At 63.1% G+C, this 24,038-nt stretch carries 15 protein-coding genes and 1 tRNA gene; 4 read left to right on the plus strand and 12 right to left on the minus strand.

Annotation, left to right across the window (positions count from 1 at the left end; all coding sequences use genetic code 11):
* Nucleotides 1-320: 320 nt before the first annotated feature.
* Nucleotides 321-5,006, plus strand: a complete 4,686-nt coding sequence (locus tag NUH88_RS05685; protein WP_257770518.1) for a beta strand repeat-containing protein — start codon at nucleotides 321-323, stop codon at nucleotides 5,004-5,006.
* Between the two features lie 57 nt (nucleotides 5,007-5,063).
* On the opposite strand, the gene NUH88_RS05690 is transcribed toward NUH88_RS05685, so the two are convergent.
* The 6 genes from NUH88_RS05690 to NUH88_RS05715 all read right to left on the minus strand — a co-directional run bounded on the left by NUH88_RS05690 (nucleotide 5,064) and on the right by NUH88_RS05715 (nucleotide 12,003).
* Nucleotides 5,064-5,861, minus strand: coding sequence for a phosphodiesterase (locus NUH88_RS05690; protein ID WP_257770519.1), 798 nt, complete (start codon nucleotides 5,859-5,861; stop codon nucleotides 5,064-5,066).
* 87 nt (nucleotides 5,862-5,948) lie between these two features.
* Nucleotides 5,949-7,187: an ABC transporter substrate-binding protein gene (locus NUH88_RS05695; protein WP_257770521.1), complete on the minus strand. Its 1,239-nt coding sequence runs from the start codon at nucleotides 7,185-7,187 to the stop codon at nucleotides 5,949-5,951.
* Between the two features lie 133 nt (nucleotides 7,188-7,320).
* Nucleotides 7,321-8,217, minus strand: coding sequence for a carbohydrate ABC transporter permease (locus NUH88_RS05700; RefSeq protein ID WP_257770523.1), 897 nt, complete (start codon nucleotides 8,215-8,217; stop codon nucleotides 7,321-7,323).
* Nucleotides 8,214-9,197 carry a carbohydrate ABC transporter permease gene (locus NUH88_RS05705; protein WP_257770525.1) on the minus strand — a complete coding sequence of 328 codons (984 nt, stop codon included), beginning with the start codon at nucleotides 9,195-9,197 and terminating at the stop codon, nucleotides 8,214-8,216. Before NUH88_RS05705 ends, NUH88_RS05700 begins: the two co-directional genes overlap by 4 nt.
* A gap of 1 nt (nucleotide 9,198) precedes the next feature.
* Nucleotides 9,199-10,335 carry an ABC transporter ATP-binding protein gene (locus NUH88_RS05710; RefSeq protein WP_257770527.1) on the minus strand — a complete coding sequence of 379 codons (1,137 nt, stop codon included), beginning with the start codon at nucleotides 10,333-10,335 and terminating at the stop codon, nucleotides 9,199-9,201.
* 240 nt (nucleotides 10,336-10,575) lie between these two features.
* A complete protein-coding gene (locus NUH88_RS05715; protein WP_257770529.1) occupies nucleotides 10,576-12,003 on the minus strand; it encodes a uracil-xanthine permease family protein in 1,428 nt (475 codons plus the stop codon).
* Between the two features lie 188 nt (nucleotides 12,004-12,191).
* Between NUH88_RS05715 and NUH88_RS05720 the strand changes: the two genes are divergently transcribed.
* Nucleotides 12,192-13,073, plus strand: a complete 882-nt coding sequence (locus NUH88_RS05720; protein ID WP_257770531.1) for a LysR substrate-binding domain-containing protein — start codon at nucleotides 12,192-12,194, stop codon at nucleotides 13,071-13,073.
* 140 nt (nucleotides 13,074-13,213) lie between these two features.
* Complete coding sequence (locus tag NUH88_RS05725; protein ID WP_257770533.1) at nucleotides 13,214-15,385, plus strand: methyl-accepting chemotaxis protein; 2,172 nt, start codon at nucleotides 13,214-13,216, stop codon at nucleotides 15,383-15,385.
* 67 nt (nucleotides 15,386-15,452) lie between these two features.
* On the opposite strand, the gene NUH88_RS05730 is transcribed toward NUH88_RS05725, so the two are convergent.
* Nucleotides 15,453-17,372 (minus strand): FAD-binding monooxygenase, encoded by a 1,920-nt coding sequence (locus tag NUH88_RS05730; protein ID WP_257770535.1) that lies wholly within the window; start codon nucleotides 17,370-17,372, stop codon nucleotides 15,453-15,455.
* A 157-nt stretch (nucleotides 17,373-17,529) separates the two neighbouring features.
* Between NUH88_RS05730 and NUH88_RS05735 the strand changes: the two genes are divergently transcribed.
* Nucleotides 17,530-17,994 (plus strand): MarR family winged helix-turn-helix transcriptional regulator, encoded by a 465-nt coding sequence (locus NUH88_RS05735; RefSeq protein WP_257770536.1) that lies wholly within the window; start codon nucleotides 17,530-17,532, stop codon nucleotides 17,992-17,994.
* 8 nt (nucleotides 17,995-18,002) lie between these two features.
* On the opposite strand, the gene NUH88_RS05740 is transcribed toward NUH88_RS05735, so the two are convergent.
* The 5 genes from NUH88_RS05740 to NUH88_RS05760 form a co-directional block, all read right to left on the minus strand.
* A complete protein-coding gene (locus NUH88_RS05740; protein WP_257770538.1) occupies nucleotides 18,003-21,146 on the minus strand; it encodes an efflux RND transporter permease subunit in 3,144 nt (1,047 codons plus the stop codon).
* Nucleotides 21,147-21,158: 12 nt separating this feature from the next.
* Complete coding sequence (locus NUH88_RS05745; RefSeq protein WP_257770539.1) at nucleotides 21,159-22,274, minus strand: efflux RND transporter periplasmic adaptor subunit; 1,116 nt, start codon at nucleotides 22,272-22,274, stop codon at nucleotides 21,159-21,161.
* Between the two features lie 129 nt (nucleotides 22,275-22,403).
* Nucleotides 22,404-23,249 (minus strand): magnesium transporter, encoded by an 846-nt coding sequence (locus NUH88_RS05750; protein ID WP_257770540.1) that lies wholly within the window; start codon nucleotides 23,247-23,249, stop codon nucleotides 22,404-22,406.
* A complete protein-coding gene (locus NUH88_RS05755; protein ID WP_257770541.1) occupies nucleotides 23,242-23,796 on the minus strand; it encodes a magnesium transporter MgtE N-terminal domain-containing protein in 555 nt (184 codons plus the stop codon). Before NUH88_RS05755 ends, NUH88_RS05750 begins: the two co-directional genes overlap by 8 nt.
* An 85-nt stretch (nucleotides 23,797-23,881) precedes the next feature.
* Nucleotides 23,882-23,956: transfer RNA gene (locus NUH88_RS05760), tRNA-Val, on the minus strand.
* Nucleotides 23,957-24,038 lie beyond the last annotated feature (82 nt).

Raw genomic sequence — 24,038 nt, forward strand, 5'->3', positions numbered from 1 at the left:
ACACGCTTAGGTTAAACGCACCAGCTCATGAACCAAAATTTTCCAGGGGCGCAAAACCATCAAATTCACATATTAAATGGCGTCACATTCTTTGGTTGCTGAAAGAAAGCTAATTCAATCAGATCATTTAAATATTTAAAGCATTGCGACACCAAACAAATGAACTTTAGTTTTTTGATTATTCGAAAAAACATAATGAAATCAATTGACCACATGTAAATTTACATAGAAATTAGGTGCTCTTTGGTGAATTTTGACTGCACGTCAGGATAATTGCAGCAGCACCGGAGCCTAATCGCAAACGTCAGGAAACAGCTACAATGGCTGCGAAATCCACTGTCTTCTTCATAGATTCCAGTGTATGTCGAGCGGACATTCTGGCGTCCGGAGCAACCTCCGGAGCACAAGTTCACGTCCTTGCACACAGTGACTGCGCTCTCTCAGAAATTGCAGACCAGCTCACGAACGCCCCCGCGATCGACCGACTGGTAGTCGTCGGCCACGGAAAACCGGGCGCGATCAACCTCTCTGGGGCCTGGATCGATCGCTCCGTTCTTGAACAATCAACGGAATCGCTCACCCGGATCGCCTCGGCCCTGTCCGGAGATGCCGAAATTGTCCTCGCATCCTGCTCGACAGGCGCCGGTCCGGAGGGCGAGCGCTTCGTGCGCGCACTGCAGGGTTGCCTCGGCGGTTCCGTCGCGGCGTCGGAAAGCGACCTCGGCGGCAATGCCGGCTGGAACGGGTTGCCGGTGGCGGCAGCGCTCTTCGAGCCGGCGGCGCTTGCCAATTACCCGCATACTCTTGCCTCCGGGACGATCGGCTTCGGCGACTCCTCGACTGCGACAAGCGTGACTTCGACGAACAACGGCGTGACGCTAACCGTCTCGATCAACGAGTCGCGGGTGAATTCCGGCTCGACACCGACGGATAGCAACATCGTTGTCGGAAACACCGACGTCGGCGCGGGCACGTCCGGGAATTACATCCTGACGGCACCCGACTTCCTCCGCTCCACCACGACGATGACTTTCAGCTTCGATTCGGCTGTCTCGCTGACATCGTTCAGGTTCGCCGAAGTCACCAGCTTGTCCTCGAACAATTTCGTATTCACGCCCAGTTCCGGAACCACCCTCAATCTAGCGACCGCTTCGGTGGACCTGAGCGGCCTTTCCGTCAGCTCCGGCAGCGGTGTCGGCAATCTCAGCCAGATCAGCACCTGGAACAATATCACCAGCTTCACTGTTACCTATGACGGCAGCGCGCTCTGGAGTCCGGCATTCGACACGTTCATATTCGCCGATGCGGTGAGCGGTCCGACGACCGGTGACGACGCCCTCAGCGGGACCGCGAGCGCGGACACCGTGGACCTTCTCGCCGGTAACGATTCCTATTCCGGCCTGGCCGGCGCCGACACAATCTCCGGCGCGGCAGGCAACGATACGATTTTCGCAGGCGACGATGCCGACGTCGTGCTCGGCGGTGACGGAAACGACCTGATTTCTGGCGGCGCGGGTGCCGACAACCTTTCCGGCGATGCAGGAAACGACACCTTCGCGGCCACTTCGGCGGACATAACGGGTCTCGCGGAGACCGTCAGCGGTGGGACGGGAACCGACGTGCTCGCCCTCAATGGCGGCGGTGCCTTCGATCTCTCCGGCGCGACGCTCAACAGCATCGAACTGATCTCAGGCTCGGCCTCCGCCGATTCCATCACCGGCACCAGCGGCGCCGACACCATCAATGCCGGCGACGGCGCCAACCTCGTCTCCGGCGGCGGCGGCGCAGACAACCTGATCGGCGGAACCGGCGCGGATACCTTCCATGCCACCTCAGCCGACATCACGGGTCTCGCGGAAACCGTCAGCGGTGGCGGCGGGACTGACGTGCTCGCCCTCAATGGCGGCGGCGCCTTCGATCTCTCCGGCGCGACGCTCAACAGCATCGAGCTCATCTCGGGTTCGGCCTCCGCCGACTCCATCACAGGCACCAGCGGTGCCGATACCATCAATGCCGGCGACGGCGCCAACCTCATCTCAGGCGGCGGCGGTGCGGACAACCTGATCGGCGGCACCGGCGCGGATACCTTTCATGCCACCTCGGCCGACATTACGGGTCTCGCGGAGACCGTCAGCGGCGGCGGCGGAACCGACGTCCTCGCCCTCAACGACGGCGGTGCCTTCGATCTTTCGAGCACCACGCTCGACAGCATCGAGCTGATCTCGGGTTCGGCCTCCGCCGACTCCATCACTGGCACCAGCGGCGCCGACGCCATCAATGCCGGCGACGGCGCCAACCTGATCTCAGGCAGCGGTGGCGCGGACAACCTGATCGGCGGCACCGGCGCCGATACCTTCCACGCCACTTCGGCCGACATCACCGGTCTCGCGGAGACCGTCAGCGGCGGCGGCGGAACCGACGTCCTCGCCCTCAACGGTGGCGGTGCCTTCGATCTCTCGAGCGCGACGCTCAACAGCATCGAGCTCATCTCCGGCTCGGCCTCCGCCGACTCCATCACCGGCACCAGCGCCGCCGACGCCATCAATGCCGGCGACGGCGCAAACCTCATCTCAGGTGGCGGTGGCGCCGACAACCAGATCGGCGGCACCGGCGCCGATACCTTCCACGCCACTTCGGCCGACATCACGGGTCTCGCGGAAACCGTCAGCGGTGGGACGGGAACCGACGTGCTCGCTCTCAATGGCGGCGGCGCCTTCGATCTTTCGAGCACCACGCTTGACAGTATCGAGCTGATCTCAGGTTCGGCCTCCGCCGACTCCATCACAGGCACCAGCGGCGCCGACACCATTGCCGGCGGCGGCGGAGCGGATGTGATCAATGCCGGCGACGGCGCCAACAACGTCTCCGGCGGCGCGGGTGCGGACAATCTGATCGGCGGGACAGGCGCCGACACCTTCCACGCCACCTCCTCCGACATCACGGGTCTCGCGGAAACCGTCAGCGGTGGGACGGGAACCGACGTGCTCGCCCTCAACGGTGGCGGCGCCTTCGATGTCTCGGGCGCGACGCTCAACAGCATCGAGCTCATCTCGGGCTCGGCCTCCGCCGACTCCATCACCGGCACCAGCGTCGCCGACACCATCGATGCCGGCGACGGCGCCAACCTCGTCTCGGGCGGCGGCGGTGCGGACAACCTGATCGGCGGCACCGGTGCCGATACCTTCCATGCCACCTCGGCGGACATCACCGGTCTGGCCGAGACCGTCAGCGGCGGCGTCGGAACCGATGTCCTCGCCCTCAATGGCGGCGGTGCCTTCGATCTCTCAAGCGCCACCCTCGACAGTATCGAGCTCATCTCCGGCTCGACCTCCGCCGACTCCATCACCGGCACCAGCGGCGCGGATACCATCAATGCCGGCGGTGGCGCGGATGTCATTAGCGGCGGAAGCGGCGGCGACAGTCTTCTCGGTCAGGATGGCAACGACAGCCTGTTCGGTTTGTCCGGCGACGACTTCCTGAGTGGCGGTAACGGCCAGGACGTCCTGGCTGGCGGCGCCGGCAACGACACATTCAGCGGAACGAAAGACGAATTTAACGGAGACACGATCAGCGGCATCGCGGCCGGCGACCAGATCGTCATCACCGACGACACCCTGAGCGCGCTCAACGGAACGACCTTGGGTTCGACGATTACAACATCCAGCGGCACCATCAATATCGCGGACGCTTCGGCCGGACTGACCATAAGCGCGAGCGTTACCGGCGGCGCCACAACCATCACCTTCAACGCCGCCTCCAGCGGAGGCTCGTCTGGAGGAGGATCCTCGGGCGGGGGGGATTCCGGCGGGAACGGATCGTCCGGCCCGGTGGTTGTGAATGACGACCCGTCGGATACCAATACAGGCGGTGCGCGGACAATCACAAACAACGGGTCGAGTTCCGGCACGGCCGCGATCGTCCAGAACACCGGTAACAATGGCAACATCGTTACCGCCACACTGCCGCCTTCGGTCTCCATAACTTCCTCCGGGCCGGCAACGGCACAGAGCGCGACCGATGCTCTGAATACATTGGTCAATGCCATCGACGTTCGGGATTCGTCCGGGGAAACTTCCCTGATCGGCGGCGCCCGTAATTTCCTGAACAATCTGGCCAGCACGACGACGCTCGACGTGCGGACCATTATACCGACCTCGACGAGCACCACGGCCACCGACCCGATCGTGATTTCCGGCACAAGCAATTCCGGACAGTCGGAAGCTTTCGTCATCGACATGCGATCGCTTCCGTCCGGCTCCACACTGCAGTTGGACAATATCGAATTCGCCTCGGTCATGGGGCAGGCGACAGTCACCGGCGGAGCCGGACAGAATTACGTGACGGGCGACGACGCCTCGCAATTCATCTCGCTCGGTGCCGAGGACGATACGCTTTCCGGCGGCGCCGGTGCGGATACGATCGGGTCCGGATTTGGCGAGGACATTCTCTACGGCAACCAGGGGGCGGACAGCGTCTTCGGCGGCGGCGGAATGGACACGCTCTATGGCGGTCAGGACGGCGACACCGTGCTCGGCAACAATGACGACGACGTGCTCTACGGCAACCGCGGCGGTGACACGCTCTTCGGGGGCGAAAACGAGGACGCGATCTTCGGCGGCCAGGACAACGACGTCGTCTACGGAAACCAGGGCGAAGACACCATCGCCGGAAACAAGGGCGACGATGTGCTCTATGGCGGCCAGGGCAACGATGCCGTCTCCGGCAGCGAGGGGAACGATTATATCTTCGGCAACAAGGGTGACGACACGCTCGTCGGAGGCGATGGGGCGGACACTTTCGTCTTCGAATTCGGAGGCGGCAACGACACCGTCAACGATTTCCAGGCCGGCACCGATACGCTCGCGCTTCAGAACAGCCTCGGAGTCAGCGGGGGGACGGAAATCAACGGCAACACAGTTGTTACATTCTCGGACGGGGGAACCGTTACCGTCATCGGAGTCCAAAAGGCGGATCTCGCCGCAGCGACGGGCTGGGACCTGATGTAAATCCCCCCCGGTCATCCCGGTCGCGAAACCGGAATGACCGAGTGAAGCAGTCGTGCCTCACTCCTCGTCGTGCGAATAGGGTTCACCTTCGCCACCGACCGAACGGGTGAACACCTGAATTCCGTCTTCGCTGACGCGGACGATACCGATATCCGGATTCTCCTCCACGAACTCGACCTCGTCCCGCGCCTCGAAATTCAGATAGACCTGATGATTGACCGCGCGCTGCAGATAGAACGGGATGCCGCGCCAGTGTCCCGCGATCGGCCGGTGGACATGTCCGAACAGCATCTGGTCGGGGCGTCGCTTCTGCAGCACTTCGAAAAGTGCCGCCCCGTCACGAAGCTTGATCTTGTCCATCGCCGGAATGCCGAGATCGAAAGGCGGATGATGCACCGCCAGGATAACCGGCTTGTCCGACGGCGCCTTTCCGAGTTCCCGGTCCAACCAGGAAAGGCGTTTGTCGCAGAGCCGGCCTTCGTGATCGCCCGGCTCGTCGTTCAGGCTGTCGAGACAGATCACCCGGGCGCCCGCGACGTCGAAGGCAAACTGGACGAACCCGCCATCGCTCTCCGGCATGTCCGGAAAGACCTTGCGGAACGGCGCCCGGCTGTCATGGTTCCCCATCATCAGGAAGACCGGCATGTCCAGGGGCGCGAGCACCTCCTTCAGGGTCTCGTATGCCCCCTCTTCTCCGTGATGGGCGAGATCGCCGGTCAGCAGCACCGCCTCGGCATCGCCATGGAACCGGCGGATCAGATCGACCGCTTGCGCCAGCCGCTTCTTAGGGCTCGTTCCGTAGAGCAGCGCGTCGCCCGGGACGAAATGTGTATCGGTGATCTGGATGAAACTCATGGGACGTCTGGTCCTCCCCTGGAACCCACTTCAGCTTGGAAAGAAGACCGGACCGGCGGTTGGAACCCACCGGTCCGGCCGCAGAGGTTAGTGCGGCAGCATGTCGCCGACTTCGGCGACCAGATCGTCCTGAAGGGCGGCCATGTCGTCGTTCTCGCCGGTAACGATGGACTCGATGCCGTCATAGATCACCTGGGTAACCGCGAGGCCCTTGTCGCCCGGATAGGCGAGCCAGTCACGCAGCAGCGGTAGCTGGCGCACGGCGGTCTCCTTGTTCGGGTTCCGCTTGTAGAAGTCCGCGAGGATGATCTCGTTCGCGGCCTTGTTCGGCGGCATGTAGCCCGTGGTCTCCGCGACCGCGGCGGCGCCGAGGCCCGAGGTGATGTACTTCAGGAAGGTCCAAGCCGCCTGCAGGCGCTCCGGGTCGTCCGACTGGGAGACCAGAAGGGCCGCGTTGCCGCCGGCCGGCAGGCCTTTCGGCTTCTCGCCGATACCCGGGAACTCATTGGTCTTCAGCTCGAAGTCGCCCTTCGCACGCTCGACCGCACCGAGCGCGGAAGTGGACCAGAACATCATGCCGATCTCGCCCGCGGAGAACGAAGCCAGCGCGTCCTTCCAGGAGAGATTCTGCATCTCGCAGCCCCGGAAGATCTTTTTCATGGTCTCAAGCGAGGTCAGGCCGGCCTCGCCGTCGAAATTGACCTTGTTGCCTTTGACGATCGGCTCGTCCTGGCTCCACATCAGAGCCTGCATGAACCAGTTGCCGGTGATGTTCCAGCCCCAGAAGACCGGGTTCTTCACGCCGTTGGCACGCATGGTCTTGCAGAGCGCAACCACCTCGTCCCAGGTCTCCGGAAGCTTGTCGGAGCCGGACTTGCGGACGAGATCCATATTGTAATAGCCGACCGGCAGCGAGACCGAGAACGGCAGGCCGTAGACCTTCTTGTCGAAGGTCGAGAGGCTCAACATCGCCTGGTGGTAGCCGTCCTTCTCGAAGTCGGCTTCCTTGGCGATGAACGGCTCGAGCGATTTCGCGATGCCCTTTTCGACCAGGATCGCCTGACGGTTCAAGCCCTGCATCGTGACGTCCGGAAGATTGCCGGAGACCGCTTCGCGCAGGATCGTGTTGGTGCCGTCCTCGTAGCTTTCGTAGGTCGCCCGGAACTTCACCTCGATCTCCGGATGCTCCTTCTTGAAGCTCTCCATGATCTTCTCGTAGGTGACGTCGAACAGGTGGCTGTAGGGATAGCCGACCTCGATCTCGACGGCGCTGGCCGGCGCCGCGTAGAAGGCCGCGGCGGCGGCCATTGCAAACAGACGTTTCATGCCGTAACTCCTTAATGTTGCTGCGTGCGGCCGAGTGCCTCCAGATGCCTCCGTCCGCGTCGCACGGCGTCCCCCTTGCAGGGACGAATGGGCGGCTCCCATTGCCGTGGGAGCCGCCAACCTCACCCTCCCGTCATTTCATCCCCGTGAGTGTGATTCCCTCGATGAAGCGCTTCTGCGCCATCAGAAAGGCGACGATAAGCGGCGTGACGATGATGGTCGCAGTCGCCATCATCGGCCCCCAGTAGGAGCCGTCGCCGTCCCCCTTGAACTCGCGCAGCCCGAGCGGCGGCGTATAGAGATCCCGGTTGCCGGTGATCACCACGCGCGGCCAGAAGTAGTCGTTCCAGTGCGCCACGACGGAGAAGATCGCGAAGGCCATCAGCGCCGGGATCGCCGTCGGCAGCATCACCTTCCAGACGATCGAAAACTCGTTCATCCCGTCCATGCGCGCGGCGTCGATCAGGTCGTCCGGTACGGTCTTGAAGAACTGGCGCATCAGGAAGATGCCGAAGACCGAGATGGTCCAGGGCACGACGAGTGCGGCGTAGCTGTTCGTCAGGCCCGCCTTGGCCAGCATGATATAGAGCGGCAGGGCGATGGCATGGACCGGGATCAGCAGGCAGAACAGCACCATGCCGAAGACGATTTCGCGCCCCCAGAACTTCAGCTTCGAGAGTGCGTAGGCGCAAGGCAAGGCGACGAGCACCTGGATGAGGAAGATCGAGGCGGTGACGATCACGCCGTTCAGCAGATAGCGGAGCAGCGGCGCCTTCTTGAAGGCCTGCGTGTAGTTATGGATCACGGGCGTCGCGAGGCAGTCCTCGCGCGCGTTGCCGAGCTTGACGCAGTATTCGTCGACCATCTGCTCCTGGGCGCCGAAGAAGCCGCCTGTATTGGTCTCGATCTCGCGCGGAGATTTCAGCGAATAACTCACCATCACATAAAACGGCAGGATGACGATGAGAGCGCCGAGAATGAGCACAGCGTGCTTCAGCGCCTCCGAGAAGGGCGAGGACTGGCCGATCATGAGTAATGCACCCTTCTCTCGACCAGCCAGCGCTGGGCGAAGGTCAGCAGGAGGACGAAGGCCAGGAAGACGATGGTGATCGCGGCACCGATGCCGATCAGGTTGTGCTGGATCGCCTTCTCGTAGATCGCATACATCATCACGTAGGTGGTCTTGGACGGACCGCCCTGGGTGATGGCCTCGACGGTATCGAACACCTGGAAGGAGCGGATGGTGGTGATCGTCACCACGAAGACCGTGGTCGGCCCCAGCATCGGCCAGGTGACGAGCCGGAAGCGGTCCCAGGCGCGGTCCGCGCCATCCATTGCGGCGGCATGGTAGAGCTCGCGCGGCACAGAGGTCAGGCCGGCGAGATAGAGCACCATGTTGAAGCCGAAGCCCTGCCAGATGCCGATGAAACAGACGGTCCATATGGCGTAGTCGCGGTCGCCGAACCAGAGCGGGAAGTTGCGCGCGCAGCCCGCCGCGTACCATTCGGAGATCTCCTCCAGCACGCCGCCGCAGCCGGAGGCGAGCACCTTGTTGACGATCCCGATGGTCGGATGCAGCGAGAATTCCCAGACGATCGCCATGGCCAGCAGGGCCGCCATCACCGGCAGGAAATAGATCGTCTTGTAAATGTCGCCGAAACGCTTCAGCGAGTTGATCAGAAGCGCCGCACCGAGCCCGAGGCCGATGGAGACCGGCACCACAACGAGCACGTAGATCGCCGAGGCGGTCAGCATCTTCTTGTAAGTCGAACGCGAGAACATCTTCTCGTAATTCTCGGTCCCGACCCACTCGAAGTCCGGATTGCCAAGGCTGTAATCCGTGAAGGAGAGCGCGGCCGCGATCAACACCGGGGCGACCAGGATCACCAGCATCAGGACGATCGCCGGGGCCACGAAAACGTAGCCGGCGAGGCTTTCGGCGGTGAACAGCTTGCGCCGCGTCGGCGCCTGCCGCTCCGTCCCCGCGGCGATTGCGACATCGACCGCCATCTCAAGCCTCCCGGAAGCGCAGGCGGCGATGATCGGCAGCGAAGGCCATGGCCGTGCCCGGCTTCGGGCGGACATGGATGTCGGCCCCGATCGAGAGCGATGCCGCGAGCTCGGGCGCGGCCCGCGCGATCACCCGCTGACCGCCGCCATTCACATGGCCATGCAGGAAGTAGTCGGAGCCGAGATTTTCCTTGTGGCTGACCCGGAACGGCCAAGATTCGGCGTCGCCACCCTCGGTCAGCACGTCCAGATGCTCCGGCCGCACGCCGACGGAGAGGTTCTGCCGCCCACCGGGAAGCTCTCGCTTCAGATGGATGCCGTGCGCCACGACGCGGCCATCCGCATCCGCCTCGCCGTCCAGCATATTGATGCGGGGACTGCCGATGAATTCCGCGACCCGGCGGTCCGCGGGGTCGCGATAGATCTCGTCCGGAGCTCCGAGCTGCAGGATGTCCCCCTCCATCATCACCGCCATCCTGTCGGACATGGTCAGCGCCTCTGCCTGATCATGCGTGACATAGATGAAAGTGGTCTTCAGCGAGTGATGGAGCTCTGCGAGTTCAGAGCGCATATGCACGCGGAGCGCGGCATCGAGGTTGGAGAGCGGCTCATCCATGAGAAAGGCGACCGGCTTGCGGACCATGGCCCTGCCGAGCGCGACTCGCTGGCGCTGCCCACCGGAGAGCTGTCCCGGCTTGCGCTGCAGCAGATGCTCGATCTTCAACGTTTCCGCCGTCTCGCGCACGAGGCCACGGAGCTTTTCCAGCTTCCCGCCCCGTCCCGGCAGCGTCGCGCCGACCAGCGGCATCCGCTCCCACGGCGTCATGTCGCGCAGGCGGAGCGGCGTTTCCATGTTCTGCTGCACGGTCAGGTGCGGATAGAGCGCGTAGGACTGGAACACCATGGCGAGGTCGCGCCGGCTCGGCCGGACGTGGTTGACCAGCCTGCCGTCGATGGTCACGTCGCCGCCGCTCTGGCTCTCCAGCCCGGCAATGATCCTGAGCAGGGTCGACTTACCGCAGCCGGACGGGCCGACCAGCGTCAGGAACTCTCCGTCGGCAATGTCGATGTCGAGTCCGTTCAGAACCCGCGTCGTGCCGAAGTTTTTCTCAATGCCCGAAAGCGTGATGCGCGCCATGTGGCCTGCTCCGGTATGTCCGATCCGAAAGCAGGATTAGCAAACGTCGTTTACGTGGAAATGACATCATATTAGCAGCGCTAATATCACGGACAGAAACGAGCCACCGTGCAGCCGCCGGCTTTCTGCGCCGCACACGGACCGGCGACGCGCCCAATACCGGAACCCCTGATAAGCAAAGAAAAACGCGGCCGGAGCATGCCGGCCGCGTCTTTCACAGAAAGTTCAAACGATTATGCGTCATACACCGGGAGTCGTACTGTCACCGCGCCCGGAGAGACCGCCCGAGACCTCGTCGGTCGATTCTTCCGAGAGTTCCGCCGGCAAGACGAGATTGAGGAAAATGGCGATGAAGGCTGCCGGAAGCAGACCGGACGTCATCAGGATGCGCAATGAATCCGGCAGGTACTGCACCGCCCTCGGCTCCAGTTGCAGGCCGAGTCCGATGGAGAGCGCGATGGCGAAGATCACCATGTTGCGACGGTTCCAGTGCACATCGCTCAGCATCGAGATACCGGCCGCAACGACCATGCCGAACATGACGATCACGCCGCCGCCCAGCACCTCGATGGGGATCGTCCGGATGATCGCCCCGACTTTCGGCACGAGGCCGCAAACGATCAGGAAGATCGCGCCATAAGTCACCACGTGGCGGCTCATCACCCCGGTCATCGCCACAAGTCCGACATTCTGGCTGAACGAGGTGTTAGGCAGGGCTCCGAAAAAGCCCGCGATCGCAGAGCCGACACCGTCGGCGAAGGTCGCGCCCCGGATCTCGTTATCCGTCGCCTCTCGCCCGGCGCCGCCCTTTGTGATGCCCGAGACGTCGCCCACGGTTTCGACCGCGGAGACGAAGGCCATCAGGCAGAAGCCGATGATCGCGGCGGCGGAGAACTCGACGCCGTACTTGAAGGGCTGCGGAAGAGCGAAAGCCGCCGCACGTTCCCACGACCCGCCGATGGCGGAAAGCGGCAGCATCCCGATGGCAATCGCATAGACATAGCCGACGATGAGCCCAACCAGGACGGCCGAGACGGAGAGCATGCCACGCGCGAAGAACTTCAGACCGAGCGTGACCATGATGACGATCACCGCCGCGGACCAGTTCAGCAGCGAGCCGTATTCCGGCTTGTCCATCGCCGGAACGCCGCCGGCTGCGTACTGGATTCCAACCTTGACCAGGGCGAGACCGATCAAGGTGACGACGAGGCCGGTCACCAACGGCGGCAAGGCAAAGCGGATGCGGCCGATGACAGTGCCGAGCAGGGCATGAAAGATACCGCCGACGATGACCCCGGTGAAAAGCGCCGCGAGCCCGTCGACACCCTTGCCGGCAACCAGCGGGATCATGATCGGCAGGAAGGCAAAGGACGTGCCTTGGACGATCGGCAGCCTGGCACCGACCGGTCCGGCGGAAACCGTCTGCAGGAGGGTCGCGATGCCGGCGAATACCATCGACATCTGAATCATGTAGAGCAGTTCCGGAAAGTCGGGCGAGTTGGAGCCGAAACCGAAACCGGCAGCGCCGGCGACAATGATCGCCGGCGTCACGTTCGAGACGAACATCGCCAGCACATGCTGGATCCCGAGCGGGATCGCCTTTGCCAGCGGCGGCGTATAGTCCGGGTCGCGAAGCTGATCGGGCGTGCCGATCGAAGAACTGGTCATGTCTGAAATCCCCCGATTCAGAAAAAGGTATGTCCCCCCAGCCGCGCCGCTTGCCATCGCCGTATCACTGTATTCGGTCGGTCCGGCCGCACGCGATCATTTCAAATTCCCGTAACATACTTTCTGGTGAAATAGAATCCGCGGCGCCGCCCGGGGGGACGACGCTGAAACAATCCTGCGGTACGCGGATGCATCGAGACGTCAAACCCAGCCCCTATCAGATCGCCGCCTTCACCCAGGCCGCGCGGGACCGCAGCTTTTCCAAAGCGGCCAAGAATACGGGCGTCACCCAATCCTCAATCACCCAGCATGTCGCCAAGCTGGAAAAGGCGATGGGCGTTCAACTGTTCCAGCGCAAGCGCGAAGGGCTCGAACTGACGCGGGCGGGACGCGAACTGTTCGAGATTTCCGACCGGCTGCGCTCGCTGGAACAGCAGGTCGAGGAAAAGCTGCAGGATTATGGCGGGCTTGCCACCGGCCACCTCCGCATCATCGCGAACGCACCGCGGCCGATCATGCCGGTCATCGCCCGCTACGGCGGGCAATACCCGAAAGTGGAGATCGAGTTCAGCCTCTGCAGCCGCGCCGAAGCGCTCCGCCTGCTGAACGCACGCGAGGTCGATATCGCGGTCATTGTCGCGGCACCGGAAGAGGACGGGCTCGACGTCGAAAAGATCGGGACGACCCGCTACAAGGCCTTCGTCCACCGCGACCATCCGCTGGCCGGCCGGGGCACGGTATCGCTCCGTGAACTTGCGGGAGAGACCCTGATTCTCCCGGAGGAGGGTTCGCTGACGAAGAGTCTGGTGATGGGCCGGGCGCAACAACACGGGATCGAACTCACCTCGACGGTGCGCACGCATTCCTTCCCGATGGTCAAGGAAGCCGTACTGCACGGCATCGGAGTCGGCTTCCTGCTCGAAGAGGGCCAGCACCCGTCGGCCAATCTCGTTGCTCTCGACGTCCTGGAAATCCGGGATGTTTTCGAAGTGTGCCTCGTGACGCCGCAGGAAAAACGCAATCTCCGGCTCATCTCCAGCTTCTGCGATGCTTTGTTGGATGCCAATTGACGGCGACCGCAGCGTCCTAATTTAGTATGCAAAAATCGATTCTAATTCTGGTAGAATACAAATGCAGTTCATTTGTGAATTTTTAACTTAAATGCACGACATTCTGCGCGACGTAACGATTTGCTTTAGTGGAGTGCCGAATGACTCTCGCTCGTCAGATCCTTCTTCTCGCGTTGATCCCGGCCGTTCTGGCACTTCTCATCGTAGGCGGTCTGTCGGCTTACGAAGCCAGCAGGACGCTGCGACACGAAGCCGAAAACCGCCTTGAAGCCATCGACAAAATCCGGCGCGAGCAGCTATCGGACTATCTGCAGGGAATCCGAGACGACCTGCAGCTCTACGCCGACAATCCGCTCACCGCGCAGGCTGCGAAGGATTTCTCCGCATCCTGGCAGGATCTCGGCGGCAACCAGCTTGCCACCCTTCAGAAGCTCTACATAACCGAAAACCCGAACCCGACAGGGCAAAAGGAGAAGCTGGACGATGCCGGCGACGGCTCCAGCTATTCCGCCATGCACAGCAAATATCATCCGGTCTACCGCGAACTCCTTCAGCGGCGCGGATACTATGACATCTTCATCTTCAACATGTCCGGAGATCTGGTCTACAGCGTCTACAAGGAGCTGGACTACGCGACGAATATGAACACGGGCGAATGGAAGGACACCGATCTCGCCAACGCATTCCGCGCCGCCGCCGGAAAGAACGATTCAACGAACCACAGTTTTTTCGATTTCCGACCCTACGGACCGAGTTACGATGCACCGGCCAGCTTCATCTCGACACCGATTGTCCAGGACGGCGAGACTTTAGGCGTTCTGGTTTTCCAGATGCCGGTCGACCGCCTGAACCAGTTGCTTTCCAATCAGGATGGCCTGGGAGCGACCGGAGAACTCTTGGTTGTCGGGGACGATCTCCTTGCCCGGAACGATACCGCGCTCCGGTCGGACGCAATTCTGAAACGCAAGATCGACAACGACCTCGTGCGGGACGCTCTCGCCGGAGGATCGGGGATCGGGACGATCCAGGCCGAGGCTGGCGATTTTATCGCGCACTACGCGCAGCTTGAATTTCTCGGAACGACTTATGCGTTCCTCGCGACCGAAGCCGAAGCAGAGATCTTCGCCCCGATCTGGCAGATGCTGCTGACGATCTTGATCGAGATAGCAGTAATCGGCGCGAGCGTGGCCGCTCTTGGATTCTATTTCGGCAATCGCATGGCGCGGCCAATTACGGAGCTGACAAAGGTTCAGATGGATCTGGCGGGCGGCGATCTGGATGCCTGGGTTCCTGACTTTAAGAATCCGCAGGAGATGACCAATCTCAGCAAGGCGCTCTACCGCCTGAAGCAGGAAAGCCGGGCCGCGGAGCGTTATCGCGAAGAACAGGAACAATTCCGAATCGACACACGTCAGAAGCAACGCGCCATCATTCTCGGACTTGCGGACAATTTCGAGACTGCCGTCGGAAGCGTGATCGACGCGCTCTCCGCTTCGGCGACCGAACTCTCCGCCACCTCGACCGAGGTCAGCGGCACCGCGAACCGGACCGCGTCGCGCTCCGCCAGCGTCCGGGATTCGGCGAACGATGCCGGCGCGGAGATCGAATCCGTGACCAATTCGGTAGACGAGGTCAATCAGGCCGTGACCGAGGTCGCGAGCAAGGTCGCCTCGACCTCCGAACTGACCAACCGGGCCGCCGAACAAGCCGCCGATGCGGCGGAGAAGGTGAACGCCCTCAACGCCGCCAGCGCGAAGATCAACGACATCGTCTCGCTGATCGCCGATATCGCAGAGCAGACCAACCTGCTGGCCCTCAATGCCACCATCGAGGCGGCGCGGGCCGGAGATGCCGGCAAGGGCTTCGCGGTCGTGGCGAGCGAAGTGAAAAACCTCGCCTCCCAAACCCAGAACGCGACCGAGGAGATCCGCCAGCAGGTCTCGGGCATGCTCTCTGAGATCGAATCCTCGACCAAGGCAGTCTCGATCATCACCGATGCGGCGACCGAGACCAACGAGACCATGACGGCGATTTCCGCCGCCGTCGAACAGCAGGCGGCGGCCACGAGTTCGGTCACCCAGTCGGCACGCAGTGCGCTGGACAAGATCCGTAGCGTCATCAGCGAGATCGGCGGGGTCGCCGACGACGCGGTCGGCACCGGTGCGGCCACCGAGGAGCTTCAAGCCTCGGCGGACGAACTCTCGCGCAACTGCAACCTGCTGATGGACGAGACCAGCAAGTTCATCTCCCATATCCGCGAAGACCGGGACGGAGCCGAGGAAGAAGCGGCGCAGAAGATCGCCGCCGATTAGTACCGCGCCCGGAGCAAGACATCGCGAAGGCCCGGGGTCTCTCCCGGGCCTTCGGCGTTTTGCTCGGCTAGCGCCGCAGCATGAAACCGTCGAAAAGCGCCGCCAACGCGGCGGTACCGTCTAGCGGCAGAACCTGGGCGACATACTGGTCCGGGCGCACCACGACCATGCATCCGCGCTGCCGGTCGATGCCCCGCATATCGAAGACGTCGCAATCGTTTTTCAGGTCCGCACAGAACACTTTCTCATAGTCCCGCAGGCCGTAGCGGCCCTTTGACGGCAGGAGGTACGGCGGGAGTTCGGACAGCTCCATCGTACGGAAATCCTGTTGGAAGACCGCACGGAGGTCGATCACCGAGTCGATATCCTCCCCCTCCGGAGTGTATCTGACGACCGGCGAATTCTCGGAGCGGAACAGGAACTCCAGCAGTCCCAGCAGGCCGGAAGACTCGCATGCGGGATCGCCGGCGCCGGCGAAAGCGAATATCCGCCAGCGCCCGTCCGCCTTCACGACATGGCCGAGCTGCATCGGCTTCGCGTCGGCGAGGCGAATCACAGGCGCCGAATGAAAGCGCATGCCGACAGGGAAGCCGTTCGCCAGGTTCTCATGATCCGCCGCACCGGTAATCAGCGACGGCCCGTAGCGGGTTTCGGTGCCTGCCGTGAAACGGCCCTGTTTGACGAAATAGCGCTGGAATTCCTTCGGGTCGACGCCATCGCCTTCGCTGTCGCCTTCCTCTTTCGGCGCGGCGCTGAACATCTTCGCGAATTCCCGGTCGAAATCGATCAGCTCCTTGGCGATTGCCCGCCGCTCGCCGGAATAGCTGTGCAGCAGGCCGGACGTGCACTGCCCCTGCAGGACCGCGGCCAGCTTCCAGCCGAGATTGAAGCTGTCCTGCATCGAGACGTTCATCCCCTGCCCTGCCTTAGGGCTATGGGTATGACAGGCATCGCCTGCGATGAAGATGCGCGGCGCGCGGGTTCCCTCCTCTCCCTCCGGCACGTCGTCGAACTTGTCCGTCAGGCGCTGGCCGATCTCATAGACCGACCACCAGGCGATCTCCTTCACGTCGATCGTGTAGGGCTGCAGGATCCGGTTGGCGGCGGCGACCAGATGGTCCGGCGTAATGTTGCGGCTCGCGACCCGCTCGTCTTCCCGGAGCTTGTCCAGCTCGATATAGAGCCGGACGAGGTAGCCGCCCTCCCGGGGAATGATGAGCATATTGCCTTCGTTTGCCGAGTGGATCGCGGCCTTCATCCGGATGTCCGGAAAATCGGTGACGGCGAGCACGTCCATCACGCCCCATGCCTGGTTCGCGGAGTCCCCGCGGAGCGAACGGCCGAGCGCCTCCCGCACCTTGCTGCGCGCACCGTCGCACCCGACGACATAGCGCGCCTTCACGATCTCCTGCCGGCCGTCGCCCCCCTCCTCCAGACAGTCGAGCACGACCGTAACGGGGTAATCCGCATCGCGAGCGTCATCCCGGCGGATCTCGGCGACGCGGCGGTTGTATACAGGCTCCAGCCGGCGCGGGGCGTTGCGCATCGTCTCGAGATAACGGTCGTGGACCCGCGCCTGGTTCAGGATGACATGGGGAAATTCCGAGAGCCCGTCCTCGGTATCCTGAATCCGCCCGCTGCGATGGATGTGTACGCGCCTTTCGGGATCGGGTTTCCAGAAGGTCGTCTCGTTCACCCAGTAAGCTTCCTTCGCGATCTTCTCCGCGAAGCCGAAGGCCTCGAACATTTCCATCGTGCGGCAGGCGATGCCGTCCGCCTGACCGAGTTCCATGGGCCCCGGTTTCTGCTCGACGATCCGGGTGCGGATCTGCGGGAAGGCCGCCAGTTGCGCCGCCAGAGTGAGCCCTGCCGGCCCACTTCCGACGATCAGGACATCGACCTCCTGGGCGTTCGCGTCGACGCGACTCTCAACCGGTGCGTGGATCTCCGGGTCGCCGGGCTGGAAACCGTTCAGGTGAAATTGCATCGCGTTCCCTCTTCACCGTGTCCGCCTTGATTGCCCCGCCGGAGCGGGCGATGTCCGACCGATCCGTTCGGGCGAGAATAGTTGGCGAATTCATTATTAGTTTGTATACTGATCATCAGCATACATGTCAATTGAACGCTGATTGAAGGAAGCGCGTGTGAAAGATCTGAAAGAGATGCCCGGCCACCTGATCCGCCGGTTCCATCAGATCTCGGTGGCGGTCTTCTTCGCCGAGCTGGAACGCATCGGCTCGGACCTGACCCCGGTCCAGTTCGCCGCGCTCGAGACCGTCCGGCTCAATCCCGGGACCGATCAGGCGACGCTGGCCGGACTGATCGCCTATGACCGGACGACCATCACCGGCGTGGTGGACCGCCTCGTGGGCAAGGGACTATTGACCCGGCAAGTGAGCGAGACGGACCGGCGGGCGCGCCGCCTGCAACTGACCGACGCGGGGATCGAGGAACTGGGAAAACTGGCGCCCGCGGTCGAGGCCGCCCAACAAAAGATGGTCGGCGGTCTCGACGATGCCGAAGCGGCGGAGCTGATCCGCCTGCTCAAGAAAGCCACGATCGCGGGCAACGATCTCAGCCGCGCGCCGCTTAAAATCCGCTCAAGCTGACATTCCGCTCAATCGCCGGCTTCCGCTGCCTCTTTCGGGGCCGGTGCCTGCTTTCCCTTCACCTTTTCGCGGAAGGTCTGGAACATGGCATAAAGCGACGGGATCATGACGACGCCGACGATGGTCGCCACCAGCATGCCCCCAAACACAGTCATCCCGACGGAGACCCGGCTCGCCGCGCCGGCGCCAGAAGCGAAGACCAGCGGCAGCACGCCGAGCACGAAGGAGAAGGCGGTCATCAGCACCGCCCGGAAGCGCAGCGATGCGGCTTCCTCTGCCGCGTCGAAGATGCTCTTTCCTTTCTCCCTGAGTTCCTTCGCGAATTCAACGATCAGGATCGCGTTCTTCGCCGCGAGCCCGACCAGCAGCACGAGACCGACCTGCGCGTAACTGTTGATCGGAATGCCGGAGAACCTGAGCGCGAGCACGGCGCCGAGGGCCGCGAACACGACCGAGACCATGACCGACATCGGCGTGGTCCAACTCTCGTACTGCGCCACCAGGAAGAGATAGGCGAAGACGATGGAGAGCACGAAAATCAGCGAGCCCGCCTGCCCCGCCTTGATCTCTTCCAGCGCCTGGCCGGTCCACTCATAGCGGTAACCGTCCGGCAATGTGCCATCCGCGACCGTCTGCATGGCCTGGATCGCCTGGCCCGAGGCATAGCCCGCCGCCGGCTGCCCGTTCACGACCGCCGAGCGGAACATGTTGTAGCGCTCGATCGATTCCGGGCCGAAGGCGGGCGTGATTGTGACCAGCGTCCGCAGCGGCAGCATCTCGCCGCTCGCGCTCCTGACATAGAGCTTTCCGATATCCTCCGGTGTCGCCCGCCGGTCGGACTCGGCCTGGACCATGACCCGGTACACGCGACCGAACTTGTTGAAATCGTTCACGTAGAAGGCGGCGAAATTGGCATTGAGAACGGTGAAGAGATCCGAGATCGAGACGCCCTTGGTCTTTGCCAGATCCCGGTTCAGCTTGATCTCGAATTGCGGCGAGCTCGCCCGGAAGGTACTGAAAACGCGCTCCAGGACTTGCTCGCCATTGGCTGCGACGATGAGCCCGCCCATGGTCGACGCGAGACTCTGCGGCGTCCGCGCCTCCGTGTCCTGCAAGACGAACTCGAACCCGCCGGTACTGCCGAGACCTGAGATCGGCGGCGGCGTGAAGGGAATGATCGTCGCGGCCGGGATTGCCCCGAGCTGCGGCGCCACGCGCCCCATGATTCCGTTAAGCGTGACGTCGGGCGTTTTGCGTTCGTCCCACGGCTCCAGCACGACAATGAAAAGCGCCGCATTCGGAATGACAGCCCCCTGCAGCAGGGAATAGCCGCCGACGGAGATCGAATTCGCGACCCCCGGCGTGTCGTCGAGGATCGTCTGGATCTGCTCCATAACGGACTGGGTACGCGGCAGGGCCGCGCCGTCCGGGAGGCGAACGTCGATGAAGAAGGCGCCGCGATCCTCGTCCGGAATGAAGCCGGTCGGCGTTCCGGCAAATATCCAGCCGGTCAGCACGCCGATGGCCGTCACCGAGATCGCGGTAAAGGCGATCATACGCACCAGCCGCCGCACCGCCGCCGTATAGGCCGTGCGGGCGCCGGTAATTCCGCGCTCGAACCAGGCGAGCGGGCCGGAACGGGCTTCCGACGGCGGCTTCAGGATGCTCGCGCAGAGCGCGGGACTCAGCGTCAGCGCGTTGATCGAGGAGATCGAGACGGCGAAGGAAATCGTCGCGGCGAACTGCTGGAACAGGCGCCCCGTGAGCCCGGGTGTGAACGCGACCGGTACGAAGACCGCGAGCAGCACGAGCGTAGTCGCCACCACCGGCCCGCTCACCTCGATCATCGCCTTTCGGGTAGCGTCGCGCGGCGAAAGACCGTCGGCCATGTGACGCTGCACGTTCTCCACGACGACGATGGCATCGTCGACCACGACGCCGATCGCAAGGATCAGGCCGAAGAGCGACACCGTGTTGATGGTGAATCCCATCACATAGAGGATCGCGAAGGTCCCGATCAGCGAGACGGGAATGGCGATGCCCGGAATCAGGGTCGAGCGCCAGTCCTGCAGGAAGATATAGACGACCAGAACGACCAGAACGAGCGCCTGGAACAGGGTGATCACCACCTCTTTCATCGACGTGGAGACGAAGAGAGTGGTGTCGTAGACGACATCGGCGACGATATCGTCCGGGAACCGCGTGGCGAGATCGTCCAGTTCCGCCTTCACCGCGTCGGCGACATCGAGCGCGTTCGCGTCCGGCAACTGGTAGACGGCAAGCAGCGCCGCCGGCTTACCGTCGAGCTGACCGAACCAGTCATAGGTCTCGGCCCCGAGTTCGACCCGGGCGATATCGCTCAGCCGCACCACCGATCCGTCCGTGCCTGCGCGCAGGACGATATTGGCGAATTCAGGCTCCGTCTCGAGCCGCCCCTTGGCCCGCAGCGTGTACTGGAACTGCTGCGTCGCCGGCGAAGGCTGGGCGCCGACGGCTCCGGGAGAAACCTGGATATTCTGCTCGCGGATCGCCGCGACGACGTCGTTCGCGGTAAGTCCCAAACCTGTCAGCCGGTCCGGACGCAGCCAGATCCGCATGCTGTAGGACCGCTCGCCGAGGATATCCACGCTCGCAACGCCGCGCACGCGGGCCAGATTGTCGCGAATATTGATCGAGGTGTAGTTGCTGAGAAAGATGTCGCTGTAGGTCCCGCCCGGCGAGTTTACCGAGGCAACCAGCAACATGCTCGTGGATTGCTTCTTGGTCGTCACGCCCTGGCGGACAACCTCTTCCGGCAGCCTCGGCGTCGCCTGCGCGACCCGGTTCTGCACGTTCACCTGAGCGGTATCGCCGTCATAACCGATCTCGAAAGTGACGGTAAGCGTATAGGACCCGTCGTTCCCGCTCTTGGACGACATGTAGCTCATGCCTTCCACGCCGTTCACCTCGGCCTCGATCACCGCCGCGACCGTTTGTTCGACGACCTCCGCGTTCGCACCCGGGTATTTCGCCGATACCTGAACCTGCGGCGGGGCCAGTTCGGGGAACTCGGCGACCGGCAGTGCATAGAGGCCGAGCAATCCGGCGATCACCGTCACGATGGCGATGACGAAGGCGAATTTCGGCCGGTCGATGAAAAAGGCGCTGAACATCCCGGGGCCCGCCTAGCTGCCGGACTCGACAGGCGTGACCGCTGCCCCGGGCCGTACTTTCTGGATCCCTTCGACGACGATCCGCTCGCCCGCCGCGAGCCCTTCCTCGACGACCACGCTTGCCCCGAAGGTCTCGCCGGTCTGGATCGGCCGCGAGGTCACCTTGTTCTCCTGATCGACCACGAGGACGAATGCGCCCGACTGGTTTTCCTGCACGGCGGCCTGCGGCGCGACCACCTTCTGCACCGGATTGCTGGAGACCAGAATGACGTTCACGAACTGCCCCGGAAACAGGAGCTCATCCGGATTGGGAAAGCGGAGCCGGATATTGATCGTGCCGGTGGCCGGATCGACCTTGTTGTCGATCAGATCGATCTCGCCGTCATGCAGGTAGATCGTATCGTCTGCGAGCCGGATCCTCGGCGTGAAGGCGGCCTGCGCCTGCCCGCGTCCCTGCGTGGCGAACCCGAGATACTCGCGTTCGCTGATCGAGAACAGGACGTTGACCGGGTCCAGCTTGATCACGGAGACCAGAATGCCGGAATCCGGACCGATCAGGTTCCCCTCGTCCACCTTTGCGAGCCCGGCGCGGCCGTCGAGCGGAGAAGCGATCTGGGTGTAGTCGAGGTCGAGAGCCGCTTTCTGGAGCTGCGCCTTCGCGCCCTCGCGCTGAGCCACCGCGTTCTGGTAGAGCGCCTCGGCCTCGTCCAGCTTGGCCTGGCTCGCGGCCTGGCGCTTGACCAGCACCTTGTAACGCTCGCGGTTCGCCCTGGTCTCGACCACGTTGGCCTCGGCCTTGGCGACCTCCGCCTTTGCCAGAGCGACATTCGCCTCGAACTCGGCCGGATCTATGGAGAACAGAAGCTCCCCGGCCTTTACGTTGGTGCCCTCGCGAAACGGCCGGACAAGCAAGGTCCCGTTGACCCGAGCCCGGACATCGACCTGCTGCGAGGCCGCCGTCTTTCCGACATACTCAATCGTCGTGGACACATCCTGCGCCTCGACTGTCTTGACGACCACGCTCGGCGGCGTCTGAGTCTGCGCATTTTGCTGTCCCGCATCGTCCCCGCAGGCCGCAAGCCCCACGAGGGAAACACCGAGTATCAGGATTTTCGCCAGTTTCGCCACGCGTCACCTCTTGTGCCAGTTCGCAGGCTGTTTCCCTTGAGGGTTTCCAGCAGCTTCCTACTCTTGCCTATGCAAATCAACCGGGCATGGAGAGAGTTCGCTCTCCGCGCGCGCATCCGGCGGAAATCCTCAGAAATAAAATAGCTCGGCCATGACGAAAAAGACGAAAACGCCGAGCACGTCATTGCCTGTGGTGATAAATACGCCGGTCGCAGCCGCCGGATCTATGCCCGCGCGATCGAGCGCAATCGGCACCAGCGCTCCGACAAGAGCCGCTATTGTGGTCACGGTCAACAGCGAGAAAGCGACCGCAGCCGCGAGCTGGACAGGCGCCTGAAGTCCGACGGCCGGCCCGGCAAGTATGACAAGCACCGCGAGCACCGTTCCGACCGCCGCGCCGTTGGCCAGCGCACCGCCAAGCTCTCGGAGAAATCGCCAGAACACGTCGCCAGGCCAGAGCGTGCCCGACGCCAGCGCCTGCACTGAGACAGCCGAGGCCTGGAGGCCCGAGTTTCCCGCCACGGACATGACGACCGGAATAAAGGCAGCGAGGATCGCAGCCTGCTGCAAAGACTCCTCGAACGAGCCGATTACCAGCGCGGCGAAGGTCGCGCCGATCAGCCCGGCCAGCAGCCAAGGCAGTCGGCCGCGCACGATCCGCGCGACAGAGTCCGTCGTCCTGGCATCGCCCGAGACGCCGCTCATGAAGAGCAGATCCTCCGCCGCCTCCTCGCGCATGATTTGATCCAGCTTCTTGTGGGTGATCTGGCCGATCAGTTTTCCGGCCGCGTCGACCACGGGAAAACTCTTGTGATCGCGGCCGTGGGAGAGCCGGGCCACTTCCTCCTGATCGAGATCCGCCGAAACGACCACGGGGTCGGGCTCCATGATCTCCGAGAGCGGACTGTCCGGCGGGGAGAGCAAAAGCTGGCGCGGCTTGAACTTGCCGACCGGCCGCCCATCCGGATCAAGCACAAATACCGTATTGAACCGTCTCCGCCGCCTGCTGGATCTCCGCCACCGCCTCGGCAACTGTCGTCGTCGCCGGCAGTGCGACGAGCCTCCGGCTCATCATCCGTCCGGCGCTGTCCCCTCCGTAATGCGCTGCGTTCAGGATCTCAGCGCCGTACCGCAGGCGTTCCGCGACCTCCCGCTGGACCTCGTCCGGCAGGGCGGCCACCGTCTCGGCTGCGGTCTCCACCGGCATCCGGTCTATGATCTCCGCAAGCCGTGCGATCGAGGCGCCCTCGGTGATCACGGCGCGAAATTCCGGCCGCAGCTCGGCCAGCACCCGGTCCGACGGATCGTGCGGCAGCCAGGCGAAGAGTTTACGGGCCGTAGAGAGCGGCAGGTGAACCAGCAGATCGAGGATCGTCTCAGGTTCCCACGCCTTCAGATTATGGAGCAGCTGCTTCCTGCGCCCGCCCTTGATCAGCCCGCGCACGGCCTCCAGCGTGCCTTCATTCGCCGCCGCATCGCCGACCTTCCAGGGGGCAAGAATGATCGCGTCACTGTCGTTCATGGTCCGCTCCCAGACTGCACGAACAGCATTACGCCAAAGCGTGACAGCTTGGTGAAGCGGAATAAAGGAACGTTCGGGGGAAGGATGGTGGGCGCGGCTGGGATTGAACCAGCGACCCCTACGATGTCAACGTAGTGCTCTCCCGCTGAGCTACGCGCCCTATATCTCGCGGCATCGGGATGTGCGCCGCGCGAAGGAGGCGTGTGTATAGCCAGCGTCAGTTCGATTTGCAAGACCTGTTT

The sequence above is a fragment of the Nisaea acidiphila genome (genome assembly GCF_024662015.1).
Taxonomy (GTDB): Bacteria; Pseudomonadota; Alphaproteobacteria; order Thalassobaculales; family Thalassobaculaceae; genus Nisaea; species Nisaea acidiphila.